Genomic DNA, 15,538 nt, shown 5'->3' with positions numbered 1-15,538 from the left:
GCGACGGTGCCCGCTGCGCCGCCGGTGGCCGCCGATCCGCCACCCGGGGTGGTCGATCCGCCGGCCGTCGCGGGCGTACCCGCCGTCGACGATGTGGTGTGCTCCGGGGCGGCCGGATGCTGGGTGCCCGTTCCCGCGCCCGTGCTGACGGCGACGGTGCCGGTGGCGAGCAGGCCGATGGCGGCCGCGGCGGCCGCGACGATGGCGATCCGGCGGCGGCGAGTTCTGGCCGCTCCTGGCTTGGGGGTGTCGGCCGGGAGGGGCAGCGGGGTCGGCTCCGAGAGGGAGCGGGCCGACTCGGTGGCCGGCTCGTCGGCGACGCTGCCGACCGCGGCGAACGCGACGGTCTCGACGGCCGTGTCGGCGAGGTCGGCGGCGAGGGCCGAGGCGCCGAGGGCGCTGGTGTGTGCCGGCTCGGCAGCCGAGACCACCGGAAGGCCGAATTCGGAGGAGATGAGTTCGGCGAGCAGCCCGATCGCACCGCCACCGCCGGTCAGCAGTACCTGCTGGACGTCACCGATATCGATGCCAGCGCGGTGCACGGCGTCGCGGATCAGGTGCATGGAATCGCGCAGCGGCGGGCGAAGGAGATCTTCGAGCTCGTCGCGCACCAGCCGCACGGTGGTGCCGTCCGGGCCGGAGCCGGTGGTCACCACGGTCGCGGTATGTGTGGAAAGCGCTTCTTTCGCAATTCGGCAGCGCTCCCGGAGGGCCGACAATTCACGTTCGACAGCGGGATCGAATGGGTCGGCGGCAATTTCGGTGGGAGCGTTTGCCAGCACATAACGCATGGTCAGCAGATCGAATTCGGCGCCGGCGATATCGGTCGAATACGCCGGAGGGCCGAGCAGCTCCATTCGATCACCGGTGCGCACTACCGAGACCGTCAGGCCGGTAGCGCCGAGATCGTAGACGAGCACGGCGCCGTCACCGGTGGCGGTCCGGCCCGCGGCACACGACCAGCGCACTGCCGCAACGGGTTCCGGGATCAGTGCGATATCGGCCAGGCCGGCGTCGTCGAGTGCGGTGCGCAGCACGGACACGGTATGCGCGGTCCAGTGCGCGGGATGGCAGGCGACCACGGTCGCGCCGGCGTCGGCCGCCTCGTCGACAAGTCGGGCAATAGCCGTCGCTACCAGGTCGGATGCCGTATGAGAGGTGCCGTCGTCGGCGAGCATGGGCACCGGGTCGCCGACTCGCGAGACGAACCCGTCGATCCGCACGCCGGGCGCGTGCCTGCCGCTATCGATGGCTTCGGTGCCGAAGAGCGCGGGTGCGCCGGGAACCAGACGGAGCACGGTCGGATGGGTAAGGACCGCGGCGCTGTCGATGCCGGGTTCGCCGTCCCGGCTTGCCAGTACGGCAACCGAATTCGCCGACCCGACGGTAATGCCGAGCGCCAGACGTTGTGTCATGCCGAAGATCCCCATTCGAACCGAGTGCCGCTGCCGATGCCGAGATTGTTTGATAAGGAAACGAATCGGGCGCTGCCCGACTCAACCCGCATGTCGGTTGCTGGGTGTCCGCTGTTACCGGCTCGGGGCGATACGGGGAAATTCCCCTAACGGATCGAATGCCCCTAATGGGTGCCGGGGCGCGAATGTGGGGCTTTGCCCCGTTCCGGAGTAACGACTCGCCTCCCTAGCGTGAAATGCATTCCAACGACCGCGGATCTTGGTCCGCTGAGCCCAGGAGACGATTCTCGATGACACCCAACGCGATTCTCGAGTTCATCCTCGACCTACTGCGCGATCCGGAAGCCGCGGCCGGCTACTGCCTCAACCCCTGCCAGGCCCTCGCCTCCGCCGGGCTACCGGACGTGACGCCCGAGGACATCACCGCCGTAGCCCCGATGGTTGCCGAATCAGCCCTGGTCAGCGGCGGCTCCCAGCTGACGGCCATCATCGCCGCCGGCGCCCAGACCGCCGCGGGTGCCGCCCTCGGTGCCGTGGGCGCGGTAGGCGCCGGAGCGGCCGCCAACGCAGGCCTGAACCTCGGCGCCGACCTCGGCCTGAACCTCGGCGGTGGTGCGAACACCGGCATCGACCTCGATCTGGGCGGTGGTGCGAACACTGATATCGACCTCGATTTGGGCGGCGGCACCGGCATCGACCTCGACCTCGGCGGCGGCGCGAACACCGGCATCGACCTCGGCGCGATAGTAGACGGCGCGATCGAGACCGGCATCGACCTCGGCGGCGACCTCTCGGCCGGTATCGGTGGTGCGATCGATACGGGCTTGGAGCTGGGTGGTGGTCTGGCGGGCGGTATCGGCGGCGCGATCGAGACGGGTCTGGAGCTGGGTGGTGACCTGGCGGCCGGAATCGGCGGCGCGATCGACAGCGGGATAGACCTCGGGGCTGGTGTCGGCGGTGCTGTCGACGCTGGGCTCGAGCTCGGCGGTGAGCTCGGCGCGGACCTGGGCGGCGCAATTGATGGTGCGCTCGACACCGGTCTGGAGCTGGGTGGTGATCTGGCGGGCGGAATCGGCGGCGCGATCGACACCGACCTCGGCGCCGTGGTGGACGGTGCGCTCGGCACCGGACTCGACCTCGGAGCCGGCGTGGGCGGTGTCGCCGACGGTGCGATCGACGCAGGCCTGGAGTTGGGCGGCGACCTGGCCGCCGGCATCGGCGGTGCTGTGGATGCCGATCTCGATGGTGCCATCGGCGGCGCCGTCGACACCGGCCTGGACCTCGGCGGGTCACTCGGCAGTGGCCTCGAACTGGACCTGGGTGGGGCTATCGACAGCGGGCTCGGCCTTGGTGGTGAGGTCGGAGCAGGTGCTGGTGGTGCTGTTGACGCTGGGCTCGAGCTCGGCGCGGATCTGGGCGGCGCAATTGATGGCGCGCTCGAGACCGGGCTGGACCTCGGCGGCGAAATCGGTGCGGGCGTCGGTGGTGCTGTGGATGCCGGGGCGGATCTGGGTGCGGAGTTGTCCACAGGGCTTGGGGGCGCGGTCGAGGCCGGTACGGATCTGGCTGCCGGTGTCGGCGGCGCCGTGGAAGGTGGTTTGTCCACAGGGGTGGGCGGTGCCGTTGGCGCGGCGGGAGATTTGTCCACAGGCGTGTCGGGGGATCTGGCCGGTGCCGTTGGCGCTGGTCTGGACGGAGTTGTGGATGCCGGAGCGGGGCTGGGTGCGGGGCTCGGGGCCGGAATCGGGTCGGAGCTCGAGGGGGCGGTGACCGGTGGCGTCGAAGGTGGGGCGCAGGCCGGGGGCGATCTGGGGGCGACCATGGCCGCTGGCCTGGGGACGGTGGTGGGCGCCGGGGCCGAAATCGGTGGGGGTGTGAGCACCGGGCTCGAGGGCGTCATCGAGGGTGGCGGCGAAGCCGGTACCGGGCTCGAGCTGGGTCTCGGCGGATTGTTCGGCGGGGAAACCGACCTGTCCGCGGGTGTGGATGGGGCTGTGGAAGCTGTGGGTGAATTCGAGAGCGACCTCAGCTCGGGAATCGGAGCCGCGGCGGAGGCCGGCGCCGGCCTCGAGACCGGGTTGTCCACAGGTGTTGATGCGGCTGCCGGCCTCGGTGCGGGTGTGAGCGGTGCGGCCGACGCGGTCGTCGGCGCCGGCGGTGAACTCGGCGGACAGTTGGGGACAGGCCTGGAGACGGGGTTGTCCACAGGTGTTGGTGCCGCCGGTGACCTCGCTGCCGGTGTGAGCGGTGCGGCCGATGGGGTCGCGGGCGTCGGCGCCGAGCTCGGCGGTGGGCTGTCCGCAGGCGCGGATGCCGCCGGCGAGGTGGGGACCGGCCTGGAAACGGGTCTCGGCGGTGCCGTAGACGCCGGGATGGAGCTGGGTGGCGGACTCGGCGGCAGCGTCGATGCGGCAGCCGGTGCTGCCGGGACGGCCGGCGCGGACGCCGCGGCCGGCGTCGGAGGCTCCGCCGCGGGCTCGGTCGACGCGGCCGCCGACACCACCGCGGACCTCGGGATGTCGGCGAGCTCCGGCATCGATTCCACGGCGAGCACCTGGTCCACCGTCGACGTCTCCAGTGCCTTCGGTTCCGGCCTCGACGGCGGCCTCAGCGGTTCGGGTGAGTCCGGCCTCTTCGCCGATACCGGCGCCGCGGTCACCTCGCCCACTGTCGACACCGACGACACCCTGCTCTGACACGAACGGTCGCACCGAGAAGGAGAACAACCGAGATGGTTGTACCGGCCACCACAACACCGCCTGCGGCATCGCTGCTCTCGGTGCTCGGTGAGACCATTGCCGCCGCCCGTGCCGCGGATCGCGGTGATCTGGTCGCCCGCCTGGAAACGGCGGCCGACCGGGTCCGCGATCCGCGGCGGCGGATCGTGATCGCGGGGCAGCGCGATCAGGGCAAGAGCCGGTTCGTCAACGCACTGTTGAACAGCGATCTGTGCCCGGTCGGCGACGACGCGACCACCACGATCCCGACAGTGCTGTCGCATGGGCCCGCGCCCGATGCCCACCTGGTGTTCACCGGCGCCGACCGGACCCATGAGGAGCGCGTGCACGTCGACGACATCGCCGCCGCCACCCGCACTCCGGTGGTGGCCGATCGCCGAGCCACCCGCTTGGAGATCACCGCGCCCAATCAGCTGCTGGCCGACGGCATCGTCCTCGTCGACACCCCCGGCATCGGGCAGGGAAACAACTGCACCGCCACCATTCTCGGCATGGCACCCGCCTCCGACGCCGTGCTGGTGCTCTCGGATGCCTCCACCGAACTCACCGAACCCGAGCTGGCGTTCCTGCGGCAGGTCCGCCAGCTCTGCCCGGCGGTTGCCCTGGTACTCACCAAGATCGACCTTTATCCGCATTGGCGTCAGGTGGCCGCGGCCGACAGGGCTCATCTGGACCGCGCGGAGCTGCCGGTACCGATCATCGCGGTGTCGTCGCTGTTGCGCTCGCATGCGCTGCGGTTGCAGGACAAGCAGCTCGGCGCCGAATCCGGTTTCGGCGTGCTGTTCCAGTTCCTGCGCGAACAGGTGGTGGCGCGCGATCAGCGGGCCACCCGGATCGCGGTGTCCCGCGATATCCACTCGGTGGCCGAGCATCTTGCGCTCGCTCTTGGCAGCGAGCTCGTGGCACTACGCGATCCACGGCAGGGTGCGGCGGCGGTCGCGGAGTTGCAAGAGGCGAAGGCGGCCGCCGAGGAACTGCATCGCCGCACCGCGGCCTGGCAGCAGACCCTCGCCGACGGGATCACCGACCTGGCCGGCGACGTCGATCACGACCTGCGCGACCGCCTGCGCACCATCGCCCGCGAGGCCGAGGAGTGGATCGACGACCACGACCCCGGCCGCCACTGGTCGCGGATCGAGGAATGGCTCACCGGCACAGTAGATTCGGCCCTCGGCGACAACCTGCTGTGGACGGGTGCGCGCGCGGAGCGGCTCAGTGAGCGGGTGGCCGAGCATTTCAGCGAACTCGGCGCGGTCGATCTGCCGGATGTGCGTCCAGGCGAGCAGGACGATCAATCCCGTTCGGCGGCAGTAACTCTCGCGGATCTGGAACCCGATATCGGGATGGGCAGCAAGCTGCTGGTCGGTATGCGCGGTTCGTACGGTGGTGTGCTGATGGTCGGTCTCGCCAGCACGTTCGCCGGTCTGGCGCTGCTCAATCCGATCTCGCTCGGCGCGGGTGTGCTGGTGGGCGGCAAAGCGTTCCGCGACGACGCGCAGGCCCGCCTGGCCAAGCGACGTAACGAGGCGAAGGTCGCGGTTCGCCGCTATGTCGACGATGTGGCGTTCCAGGCGGGCAAGGAATCCAAGGACCGTCTGCACCGCATCCACCGAGCGCTGCGTGACCATTACACCGGCGTCGCGCAGCGCAGTCTGCGCTCTATCGATGATTCGCTGCGCGCCGCGCAGGAGGCCGCGACCATGGAGTCGGCTCGCCGCGCCGAACGTTGCGCGGAGCTGGAACGTCAGCTGCGCGCGGTGGCCGCGCTGCGCAACCATGCCGACGCCATGCGTCCACCGGCGGTGCGGTCTACCGAGACGGGATCGGCGGCGGCGCCGGATATCAGCCCGGTACGGTGACCGCGTGAGAGCGGAGCTCGAGACCGAGCCGGGAATCGTGACGCAGGCCCGCGGCCTGATAGCGGCAGCGCGCAGGGAACTGGCGGAGGTGCCGCGGGCGCGTGGGCTGCTCGCCGATTGTGCGCGCAGGCTCGACCAGCCGTTGCGGGTCGCGCTGGCCGGCTCGCTCAAAGCGGGCAAGTCCACGCTGCTGAATTCGCTGGTCGGTCAGCAGATCGCGCCCACCGACGCCACCGAGTGCACGCGGGTGGTGACGTGGTATCGCAACGGGCCGACGCCCGCGGTCACCGCCTACTCCGCCGACGGCCGGGCGGCGAACGTGGTGGTGCGCCGCGGTGCCGGCGCGCACGGGCTGACCTTCGATCTCGACGGCCTGAACTGGGGCGCGCCCGGCCCGCGCGAGGTGGACCATCTGGAGGTGGAGTGGCCTGCCGCGACCCTGGCCGCCACCACGATCATCGACACGCCCGGAACGTCGTCGCTGTCGCGTGAAGTGTCGGCCCGCACGGCCCGGTTGCTGACGCCGGAGGATGCGAGTATCCCCGGCGCCGACGCGGTCGTCTACCTGTTGCGCAGGCTCGACGACGCCGACGTCCGGTTCCTGGAGCGGGTCGGCACGGCCGGAGGCGGCTCGGGCCCGCTCGGCGTGATCGGGGTGGTCTCGCGTGCCGACGAGATCGGTGCCGGCCGCATCGACGCCCTGCATTCGGCGCGCGAGGTGGCCACCGGTTTCGCTGCCGAGCTGGAACGGACCGGACTGTGCCAGGCGGTGATCCCGGTGGCGGGACTACTGGCATTCGCGGCCGCCACGTTGCGCCAGCAGGAGTTCGCCGCGTTCGAGACGTTGGCGAGTGTCCCCATGGAGGAGCTGTCGGCCGCGCTGCTGTCCGCCGACCGCTTCGCCCGCCCCGATCTACCGCTGCCGGTCGCCCCGCAGTTGCGCGCCCAGCTCGCTGATCGTTTCGGGCTGTTCGGCATCAGGCTGGCCATCACGCTGGTGCGTCTGGGCGCGCGCGATTCGACGACGCTGGCCGCCGAACTAACCGAACGCAGTGGTGTGAACGAACTGCGCTCGGTGCTCGATGTGCAGTTCGGCCAGCGCGCCGATCAACTCAAAGCTCATTCCGCCCTCAGCGCCCTCGACCGGGTGCTCACCGCCTATCCCGGTACCGCCGCCGATTCGCTGCTGCCGCAGGTGCGTACGCTGCTCGCCGACAATCACGGATTCACCGAACTGCGTCTGCTCGGCCGCTTGCGCACCGAGGAGCCCGGCCTGCCCGAAACCGAGCTGGCCGAACTGATCAGGCTCATCGGCGGCTCCGGTGTTGCCACCCATCTGCGGCTCGGCGTACCGGCGGAAACCGATGCCGCGACCCAGCGCGCCGAAGCCGTCGCCGCCGCGCGTAAGTGGCGTGCGCGCGCCCAGCACCCCCTGGCCGATCAGTTCACCGCCACCGCCTGCCGGACCGCGGCGCGCAGTGCCGAAGGCGTTCTCGCCCAGCTCACGCCACGGATTTGAGCCGATCCGTGCGTCCGGCCTGGCCCGGCTGCACACTGGAAAGGGATGGGACAGCGAGATGTGGTGCACGCGTTGCTGGACCGGGCGGGTACCGGGTACGCCGCCGCGGCGGGCATCCAGTTGGCCGACAAACCGGCCCCGCTGTTCCAGCTACTGATGCTGTCGGAGCTGCTCAGTACGCGCATCTCGGCGGACCTCGCGGTGGACGCGGCCAACGAGCTCATCGATAGCGGATATCGCACGCCGCAGCGCGTCGCCGATGCCGATTGGCAGGAACTGGTGGACGCGCTCGGCCGGGCCCACTACCGCCGATACGACGAATCCACTGCCTCCCGCTTGGGTGCGATGGCCGCGACCATCCTGGACCGCTACGACGGCGACCTGCGCAAACTCGCCGACGAGGCCGACCGTGATCCCACCCGCGCCGCCGAACTGCTCCAGCAGTTCAAGGGCATCGGCCCGGTCGGCGCCGACATCTTCCTGCGTGAAGTGCAGGACGTGTGGACCTGGGTGCGCCCGCATTTCGACGAGCGCGCATTGCACGGCGCCGAACGCGTCGACCTGCCCACCGACCCCGACCGGCTGGCCGAGCTGGCGCCGCCCGGTCAGGTCGCGGACTTGGCCGCCGCGCTGGTGCGGGTCACGCTCGACGATGACATCGCCGAGGAGGTGCGGGCCGGCGATCGGTGAGCGTTCCGCATGTGGAGGTGACTGTCAGTCCGGCGGCATGAGCTGGGCTCTTGCGCACCCCGCTATGGCGTGGCGGGTCAGCCGTATTGAGAGCGAGTGCGCGGGACGCGCGGCCGGACTGAACCACGCGCGGGTCGCCCCGGCTCGGCGACCAGGGCGGCAATGCCGAACGGCTGTCGGTGTGCGGAGGAAGATGACGGGGCGCGGTGGTGGGTCCGGAAAAATTCTTCGCTCGCCGGGAATAGAGCCCGACCACCGCTGGTTGAGCTGATCGAGCAACGTTGAGTGTGTGTGACTCAAGTTTGACTTGACGCCCGGTGTGGCGGCGGGCAGGATTGAGCCGACCACGCTCAGTATTGCTGGGACCGTGCTCCGTGCAGTGTCAGGGGCTGGTCCATGGCGCGGTACAGCGCCTGCATGGGCTGATAGCCCCGACACCACACAGGCATCGAAAAATAGGAGGAAACAATGGCTCGTGCGGTCGGAATCGACCTCGGGACCACGAACTCGGTCGTCGCCGTTCTCGAAGGTGGTGAGCCGGTCGTCGTCGCCAACTCGGAGGGTTCGCGCACCACGCCGTCGGTCGTCGCGTTCGCCAAGAACGGCGAAGTGCTGGTGGGCCAGCCGGCGAAGAACCAGGCAGTGACCAACGTCGACCGCACCATCCGTTCTGTCAAGCGCCACATCGGCACCGACTGGACCGTTGGCATCGACGACAAGAAGTACACCCCGCAGGAAATCAGCGCGCGCGTGCTGATGAAGCTGAAGCGTGACGCCGAGGCCTACCTCGGTGAGGAGATCACCGACGCGGTCATCACCGTCCCCGCCTACTTCGAGGACGCCCAGCGTCAGGCCACCAAGGAAGCCGGCCAGATCGCGGGCATGAACGTGCTCCGCATCGTCAACGAGCCCACCGCGGCCGCGCTGGCCTACGGCCTGGACAAGGGCGACAAGGAACAGACCATCCTGGTCTTCGACCTCGGTGGCGGCACCTTCGACGTCTCGCTGCTGGAAATCGGCGAGGGCGTCGTCGAGGTCCGCGCCACCTCCGGTGACAACCACCTCGGTGGTGACGACTGGGACGAGCGCATCGTCAAGTGGCTGGTCGACAAGTTCAAGGGCACCTCGGGCATCGATCTGACCAAGGACAAGATGGCCATGCAGCGGCTGCGTGAGGCCGCCGAGAAGGCCAAGATCGAGCTGTCGTCCTCGCAGTCGACCTCGATCAACCTGCCCTACATCACCGTCGACGCGGACAAGAACCCGCTGTTCCTCGACGAGCAGCTGACCCGTGCCGAATTCCAGAAGATCACCTCGGACCTGCTCGACCGCACTCGCGCGCCGTTCCAGTCCGTGATCAAGGACGCCGGCATCAAGGTCTCCGATATCGACCACGTCGTGCTGGTCGGTGGCTCCACCCGTATGCCCGCGGTCTCCGAGCTGGTCAAGGAACTGACCGGTGGCAAGGAGCCCAACAAGGGCGTCAACCCGGACGAGGTCGTCGCCGTCGGCGCCGCCCTGCAGGCCGGTGTGCTCAAGGGTGAGGTCAAGGACGTCCTGCTGCTCGATGTCACCCCGCTGTCGCTGGGTATCGAGACCAAGGGTGGCGTGATGACCAAGCTCATCGAGCGCAACACCACCATCCCGACCAAGCGTTCGGAAACCTTCACCACCGCCGACGACAACCAGCCGTCGGTGCAGATCCAGGTGTTCCAGGGTGAGCGCGAGATCGCCTCGCACAACAAGCTGCTCGGCTCCTTCGAGCTGACCGGTATCCCGCCGGCCCCGCGCGGCGTGCCGCAGATCGAGGTCACCTTCGACATCGACGCCAACGGCATCGTCCACGTCACCGCCAAGGACAAGGGCACCGGCAAGGAGAACACGATCAAGATCCAGGACGGCTCCGGCCTGTCCAAGGAAGAGATCGACCGGATGATCAAGGACGCCGAGGCGCACGCCGCCGAGGACAAGGCCCGCCGCGAGGAGGCCGAGACCCGCAACCAGGCCGAGTCGCTGGTGCACCAGACCGGGAAGTTCATCAAGGACAACGAGGACAAGGTGCCCGCCGACGTCAAGGAGAAGGTCGAGGCGGCCATCGCCGAGGCGAACGAGGCGCTCAAGGGCACCGACATCGCCGCGGTCAAGTCGGCCGTGGAGAAGCTGGCCACCGAGTCGCAGGCGCTGGGCCAGGCGATCTACGAATCGTCTGCCGCCGACGCCGCTGCGTCCGGCAACGGCGCCTCCGCGTCGGCCGACGACGATCAGGTCGTCGATGCCGAGGTCGTTGACGAGCCCGTCGACACGGAGAAGAAGTGACGAACGCGAACGCTGGGAACTCCGAGGAGCCGATCAGCTTCGTCGACAAGCGCAAGATCGATCCCGACACCGGTGAGGTGCGGGAGGCGGCCGGGGCGGGCAATGGTTCCGCCCCGGCGGAGCCGGACGCCGCGGACGTCGATGTCGCCGAGGCGCCCGTGTCCGACGCCGCGGTCGAGCTCGCCGAGCGCACCGCCGACCTGCAGCGTCTGACCGCGGAGTACGCCAACTACCGGCGCCGGGTCGAACGCGACCGCAAGGCCGCGGTCGATGCGGCCAAGGCGGGCGTGGTCACCGAATTGCTGGGCGTGCTCGATGATCTCGATCGCGCAAGGGCGCACGGCGACCTGGAATCGGGTCCGCTGAAGTCGGTGGCCGACAAGCTGAGCGACGCACTACGCAAACAGGGTCTCGAGGAATTCGGTTCGGAGGGTGAGCCTTTCGACCCGACTCTGCACGAGGCGGTGCAGCACGAGGGTTCCGGACACGATCCGGTGATCGGCCTCGTGATGCGCAAGGGTTATCGGTTCGGTGACCGGGTGCTTCGGCACGCGCTGGTGGGGGTAACCGACGGCGTGGGCGATGTGCCCACCACCGCTCCCGCCGACCAGGGCGAAGCGCCCGCACCGGACGAGGCCGAGGCATCGGATGCTGATGCCGGCACGAACGAAGGATAAGAGCGCGGCCGAGCCGCACCGTACAAGAGGAACGAAAGGAGGAGATGCCCGGTGAGCCAACGGGAGTGGATCGAAAAGGACTTCTACAAGGAGCTGGGCGTCTCCTCCGGCGCCTCGCAGGACGAGATCAAAAAGGCCTACCGCAAGCTCGCGCGTGACCTGCACCCGGATGCCAATCCCGGCGACACCAAGGCCGAGGAGAAGTTCAAGGCCGTCAGCGAGGCGCATGCCGTGCTGTCGGATCCGGTCAAGCGCAAGGAGTACGACGACACGCGCAAGCTGTTCGCCGGCGGTGGTTATCCGCGCGGTGGATTCACCCCCGGCGGCGCCGGTGGCGGATTCTCGCAGGAGTTCAACCTCGGCGACATCTTCGGCGCCGGTGCCACCGGCGCCGACGGAGGCCTCGGCGATCTGTTCGGCGGTTTGTTCAACCGGGGTGGCACGCGATCGGCGAGCCGGCCCCGGCGCGGTTCCGATGTGGAGACGGAGACGACCCTCGGTTTCCGCGAGGCCGCGCAGGGCGCCACCGTCCCGCTGCGGATGACGAGTCCGTCGCCGTGCACCACCTGTCACGGCAGCGGCGCCAAGCCCGGCACCAGTCCTCGGGTCTGCCCGCACTGCAACGGCACCGGCGTGATCAGCCGTAACCAGGGCGCGTTCGGGTTCAGTGAACCGTGCGACGACTGCCGCGGTACCGGCTCGATCATCGACGATCCGTGCGTGGACTGCCATGGCAGCGGTATCCAGAACCGGACCCGCACCATCACCGTCCGCATCCCTCCTGGGGTCGCGGACGGGCAGCGGATCCGGCTGGCCGGACAGGGCGAGGCGGGGCTGCGCGGTGCGCCCTCGGGCGATCTGTATGTGACCGTGCACGTCAGCCAGGACCGGGTCTTCGGCCGCAGCGGCGACGACCTGACCCTGGTGCTGCCGGTCAGCTACAGCGAGCTGGTTCTTGGCACCACGGTGTCGGTGCCGACGCTGGAGGGCCGGGTCGGGGTGAAGGTGCCACCGGGCACCGCCGACGGCCGCATCCTGCGGGTGCGCGGTCGCGGTGTGCCCAAGCGCGGCGGCGGAGCCGGTGACCTGCTGGTCACCGTCAAGGTCGCGGTGCCGCAGAAACTGGATGACAACGCCACCGAGGCGCTGCGGGCGCTGCAGGAGGCGGAGAAGGCCAGCGGTTTCGATCCGCGAGCAGGATGGGCAGGTGCGTGATGTCCGGAGATCCGAAGCAGGCGTCAGGCGGGCCGTCGGGCCGGTCCTCCAATGGGCCGTCGCGAGCCGAGTACTTCATGATCTCGGTGGCGGCCCAATTGGCCGGTATGCACGCGCAGACGCTGCGCACGTATGACCGGCTGGGGCTGGTGACGCCACAACGCACTTCGGGCGGCGGGCGGCGCTATTCGGCCAGGGACGTGGAGCTGTTGCGCGAGGTGCAGCGGCTGTCCCAGGACGAGGGCGTCAACCTGGCGGGCATCAAACGCATCATCGAACTCACCAATCAGGTCGAACAGTTGCAGCAGCGCGTCGCCGAGCTGAGTGCGGAACTGGAACGCGCGCGGGCGAGTTACCGCGCGGATCTGACCCCGCCGCAGCGCAGCACCGCGCTGGTGGTGTGGCAGCCGCGCCATCGCCGGTAGCCGTTCGCCGGATGAGTTCTCGGGCCCGGACCCGGTTCAGGTAGCGAACCGAGTCCGGGCCCGAGCCGCGTCCATGATCGTTTCGGATTTGCCGAGGGGTCGCTGCCGGATGCGAACTTCATTGTGAAGCTTGCATATTGAGTGGTCGAGTGACGGATTTCACCTGGTATATCCGGTCTTACAGTTGGTTTCGCGTCGAATTCGTACGCCATATCCTTGTTTTTCCGGAATTGCACGTGGGATGTTTCGTCCGTCCATTCCGCTGTCGGCAAACCTCGCATACACTCCAATCCACGGCTGCTGACGAGTGTCCCGCAGCACCTCACTCGCCGGCACGGATAGTGCTCGAATGCGAAATGGGGTTGTGGCACACATGGATTCGCGGTCCGTCGCATTGATCAGAACGACGTTCAAAGCGGTTGCCGCGGAAGAGGGTGGGGCGGAGCGGTTGTCCAAGTCGTTCTACGCGATCTTGTTCACCGAATATCCGGCTGTTCGTGACTATTTTCCCGCGGCGATGGACGCACAGCGTGATCGGCTCGTCAAGGCCATCGGATACGCGCTGGACCGGCTGGAGGAGCCGGAAAAGTTGCTGCCCTTTCTCGCTCAGCTCGGCCGCGATCACCGCAAGTACGGGGTCCAGCGTGCCCACTACACGGCGGTAGCGGAATCGCTCAAGACGGCCATGCGCCGCTTCGCCGGTTCGGAGATGTGGACCGACGAGGTGGAACGCGCCTGGACCGACGGCTTGGCCCTGATCTCGGAGACCATGATCGGCGCCGCCGAACAGGAGAGCACGCCGCCGGTCTGGACCGGCACGGTCGTCGAACGTCGCGAGGTACTGCGCAATCTGGCGGTGATCCGCCTGCAATTGGATCAGCCGATGCAATACGCGGCCGGCCAATACCTGAGCGTGCAGATTCCGTCGCGGCCACGGATGTGGCGCTATATGTCACCCGCGGTCCCGGCGAACGCCGACGGCGAAATCGAATTCCATATTCGCTCGGTCCTCGGCGGGTGGGTCAGCCCGGCGATGGTCGGCAACACCGTGGTCGGCGATCAGTGGCTGCTCGGCTCCCCGCTGGGCGGGCTGGGAATTCCGCGCAATGTGAAACGGAAATTGCTGATGATCGGCTGCGGCACCGGCATCGCGCCGCTACGGGCCCAGCTGATGGCAATGGCGCAGCGACGCATCAATCCCAAGGTGCACCTGTTCGTCGGCGGCCATCATCCGTGCGATCTCTACGACTTGGAGACGCTGAGCGGGCTCGCGGTCGCCAACAAATGGCTCACCGTCACGCCGGTGACCGAACGCGACGAGAACCCGTGGTGGTACTACGATTCCGGCGAATCGCAAAGAACCTGGCCCGGCCTCGAACCACGGGTGACCGGGCAGATCGGAAAGATCGTCGCCGGCTACGGCGCATGGGCCGACCGCGATGTGCAGATCGTCGGCTCCCCCTCGATGGTGCAGACCACGAAGTTCCGGTTGATGGCCACCGGAACCCGTGCCATGAACATTCGGCACGATCCCCTCTTCTGAACCGCGCTGAATAGATTCCGGGATCAGCCGCCCTCATACTGGATTCGCTCCGCGGGCGTCCCCGTCTCCAGCAGCCGCTGCACGGTCGCGCGGGTCATCGCGGGCGAGCCGCACACCAGCACCTGGTGACGGTCGAACGCACCGTGCGAGCCGACCACCTCCGCCAGCGTCCCGTACAACATCTCATCGGGCGCGAAGCCGATATCCACCCGGGAACGCTCGTGCCATTCGTCCGGTAGAGCGGGGTCGTCCGGGCTCTCCACCACCGGAACCACTGTCAGCCACGGCAATTCCTCGGCCAGCAGCGTCAGCATGTCGGCCGCGTACAGATCCCGCGGCGACGCACCGCCGACGAACAGGTAGGTCGGCGGCTGCACCTCGCGCCGGGCCAGTTCCAGGATCTGCGACCGCATCGGCGCCAAACCCGTACCGCCCGCGATCATCACGACCTCATCGCCCTCGGGGTCGACGAAGAAGGTGCCCGCGGGAGCGCCGATCGTCCACTCGTCACCGGCCGCGGTGTCGGCCACGATCCCGCCGCTGCACCAGCCGCCGGGCACCGTGCGCACATGGAACTCGAGCTTGCCGTCCAGTGAGGGCGGCAGGGCGGGCGACAGCCTGCGCCGCAGACCGGGGAACTGCGGTACCCGCACCTCCACCGATTGCCCGGCGGTGAACGGCACGAACTCGCCGATCAGCCGGATCACCGCGAGATCATGGCGCAGCCGATGATGGCCGACGACGGTCGACTTCCACACGGGCGCTTCCGGAATCGCGCCGTTGCGTGGCGCATGCGGATCGATGTCCATACCTACTCTCAGACGGGATCGGAACTGATGATCGACTCCGGTGTGCCCACTGCCAGCAGCGCGCGCCGGGTGTCGGCGATCATCTTCGCCGAGCCGGCGATCTGGATCTGGCGATCCGACCACGACCCGAAGCTGGCGACCACCGCACCGAGATTACCGACCAGGCGCCGGTGCATGCCGTACGGCGCGTCGGCGGCCGGATGCGGATACCACCACGGGTTGGTCTTCTGCTCGCACACCGGAACGATCGTCAGCCATGGGTTGCTCTGGGAGAGCTGCCACATGTTCTCCACGTCGTAGAGATCGCACGGGTACACCCCGCCGATGAAGAA

At 68.7% G+C, this 15,538-nt stretch carries 12 protein-coding genes; 9 read left to right on the top strand and 3 right to left on the bottom strand.

Features of this window, described 5'->3' with window-relative positions; all coding sequences use genetic code 11:
• A partial coding sequence (locus RJ05_RS24425; protein ID WP_162140641.1) for an Hsp70 family protein occupies nt 1–1,415 on the bottom strand: 1,415 nt, incomplete at its 3' end.
• Between the two features lie 290 nt (nt 1,416–1,705).
• Between RJ05_RS24425 and RJ05_RS24420 the strand changes: the two genes are divergently transcribed.
• From RJ05_RS24420 to RJ05_RS24380, 9 genes are all read left to right on the top strand, one after another.
• On the top strand, nt 1,706–4,111 hold the full coding sequence (locus RJ05_RS24420) for an IniB N-terminal domain-containing protein (RefSeq protein ID WP_036541080.1): 2,406 nt from the start codon (nt 1,706–1,708) through the stop codon (nt 4,109–4,111).
• A gap of 35 nt (nt 4,112–4,146) precedes the next feature.
• A complete protein-coding gene (locus tag RJ05_RS24415; RefSeq protein ID WP_036541078.1) occupies nt 4,147–6,012 on the top strand; it encodes a dynamin family protein in 1,866 nt (621 codons plus the stop codon).
• A 4-nt stretch (nt 6,013–6,016) separates the two neighbouring features.
• Entirely contained in the window at nt 6,017–7,531 is a 1,515-nt protein-coding gene (locus RJ05_RS24410; protein ID WP_174343968.1) for a dynamin family protein, read from the top strand.
• Between the two features lie 45 nt (nt 7,532–7,576).
• Nucleotides 7,577–8,221, top strand: coding sequence for an HhH-GDP family DNA glycosylase (locus RJ05_RS24405; protein WP_036541075.1), 645 nt, complete (start codon nt 7,577–7,579; stop codon nt 8,219–8,221).
• 468 nt (nt 8,222–8,689) lie between these two features.
• Nucleotides 8,690–10,537: a molecular chaperone DnaK gene (dnaK, locus tag RJ05_RS24400; protein WP_036541072.1), complete on the top strand. Its 1,848-nt coding sequence runs from the start codon at nt 8,690–8,692 to the stop codon at nt 10,535–10,537.
• Complete coding sequence (gene grpE, locus RJ05_RS24395) at nt 10,534–11,214, top strand: nucleotide exchange factor GrpE (RefSeq protein WP_036541069.1); 681 nt, start codon at nt 10,534–10,536, stop codon at nt 11,212–11,214. The genes dnaK and grpE overlap by 4 nt, the downstream gene beginning before the upstream one ends.
• 51 nt (nt 11,215–11,265) lie before the next feature.
• Nucleotides 11,266–12,429 (top strand): molecular chaperone DnaJ, encoded by a 1,164-nt coding sequence (gene dnaJ, locus RJ05_RS24390; protein WP_036541067.1) that lies wholly within the window; start codon nt 11,266–11,268, stop codon nt 12,427–12,429.
• 77 nt (nt 12,430–12,506) lie between these two features.
• Nucleotides 12,507–12,854: a heat shock protein transcriptional repressor HspR gene (locus RJ05_RS24385; protein ID WP_051016875.1), complete on the top strand. Its 348-nt coding sequence runs from the start codon at nt 12,507–12,509 to the stop codon at nt 12,852–12,854.
• A 373-nt stretch (nt 12,855–13,227) separates the two neighbouring features.
• Nucleotides 13,228–14,397, top strand: a complete 1,170-nt coding sequence (locus RJ05_RS24380; RefSeq protein ID WP_036541061.1) for a globin domain-containing protein — start codon at nt 13,228–13,230, stop codon at nt 14,395–14,397.
• Between the two features lie 23 nt (nt 14,398–14,420).
• Here the strand turns inward: RJ05_RS24380 and RJ05_RS24375 are convergent, their stop codons facing one another.
• A complete protein-coding gene (locus tag RJ05_RS24375; protein ID WP_051016873.1) occupies nt 14,421–15,206 on the bottom strand; it encodes an FAD-binding oxidoreductase in 786 nt (261 codons plus the stop codon).
• An 8-nt stretch (nt 15,207–15,214) separates the two neighbouring features.
• Nucleotides 15,215–15,538: flavoprotein (locus RJ05_RS24370; RefSeq protein ID WP_036541059.1), on the bottom strand; the 324-nt coding region annotated here is incomplete at its 5' end.

Origin of the sequence: Nocardia cyriacigeorgica NBRC 100375, assembly GCF_000308555.1 — a bacterium.
GTDB lineage: Bacteria > Actinomycetota > Actinomycetes > Mycobacteriales > Mycobacteriaceae > Nocardia > Nocardia cyriacigeorgica.
Note: the sequence above shows the minus strand (reverse complement) of the source record. Positions and strands in the feature narration are given on the sequence as shown.

What these genes read in the sequence shown, in the direction of transcription:
- RJ05_RS24420 (WP_036541080.1), top strand. Translation starts at nt 1,706, where the DNA reads ATGACACCCAACGCGATTCTCGAGTTCATCCTCGACCTACTGCGCGAT.
- RJ05_RS24415 (WP_036541078.1), top strand. Translation starts at nt 4,147, where the DNA reads ATGGTTGTACCGGCCACCACAACACCGCCTGCGGCATCGCTGCTCTCG.
- RJ05_RS24405 (WP_036541075.1), top strand. Translation starts at nt 7,577, where the DNA reads ATGGGACAGCGAGATGTGGTGCACGCGTTGCTGGACCGGGCGGGTACC.
- dnaK (WP_036541072.1), top strand. Translation starts at nt 8,690, where the DNA reads ATGGCTCGTGCGGTCGGAATCGACCTCGGGACCACGAACTCGGTCGTC.
- RJ05_RS24385 (WP_051016875.1), top strand. Translation starts at nt 12,507, where the DNA reads ATGATCTCGGTGGCGGCCCAATTGGCCGGTATGCACGCGCAGACGCTG.
- RJ05_RS24380 (WP_036541061.1), top strand. Translation starts at nt 13,228, where the DNA reads ATGGATTCGCGGTCCGTCGCATTGATCAGAACGACGTTCAAAGCGGTT.
- RJ05_RS24375 (WP_051016873.1), bottom strand. Translation starts at nt 15,206, where the DNA reads ATGGACATCGATCCGCATGCGCCACGCAACGGCGCGATTCCGGAAGCG.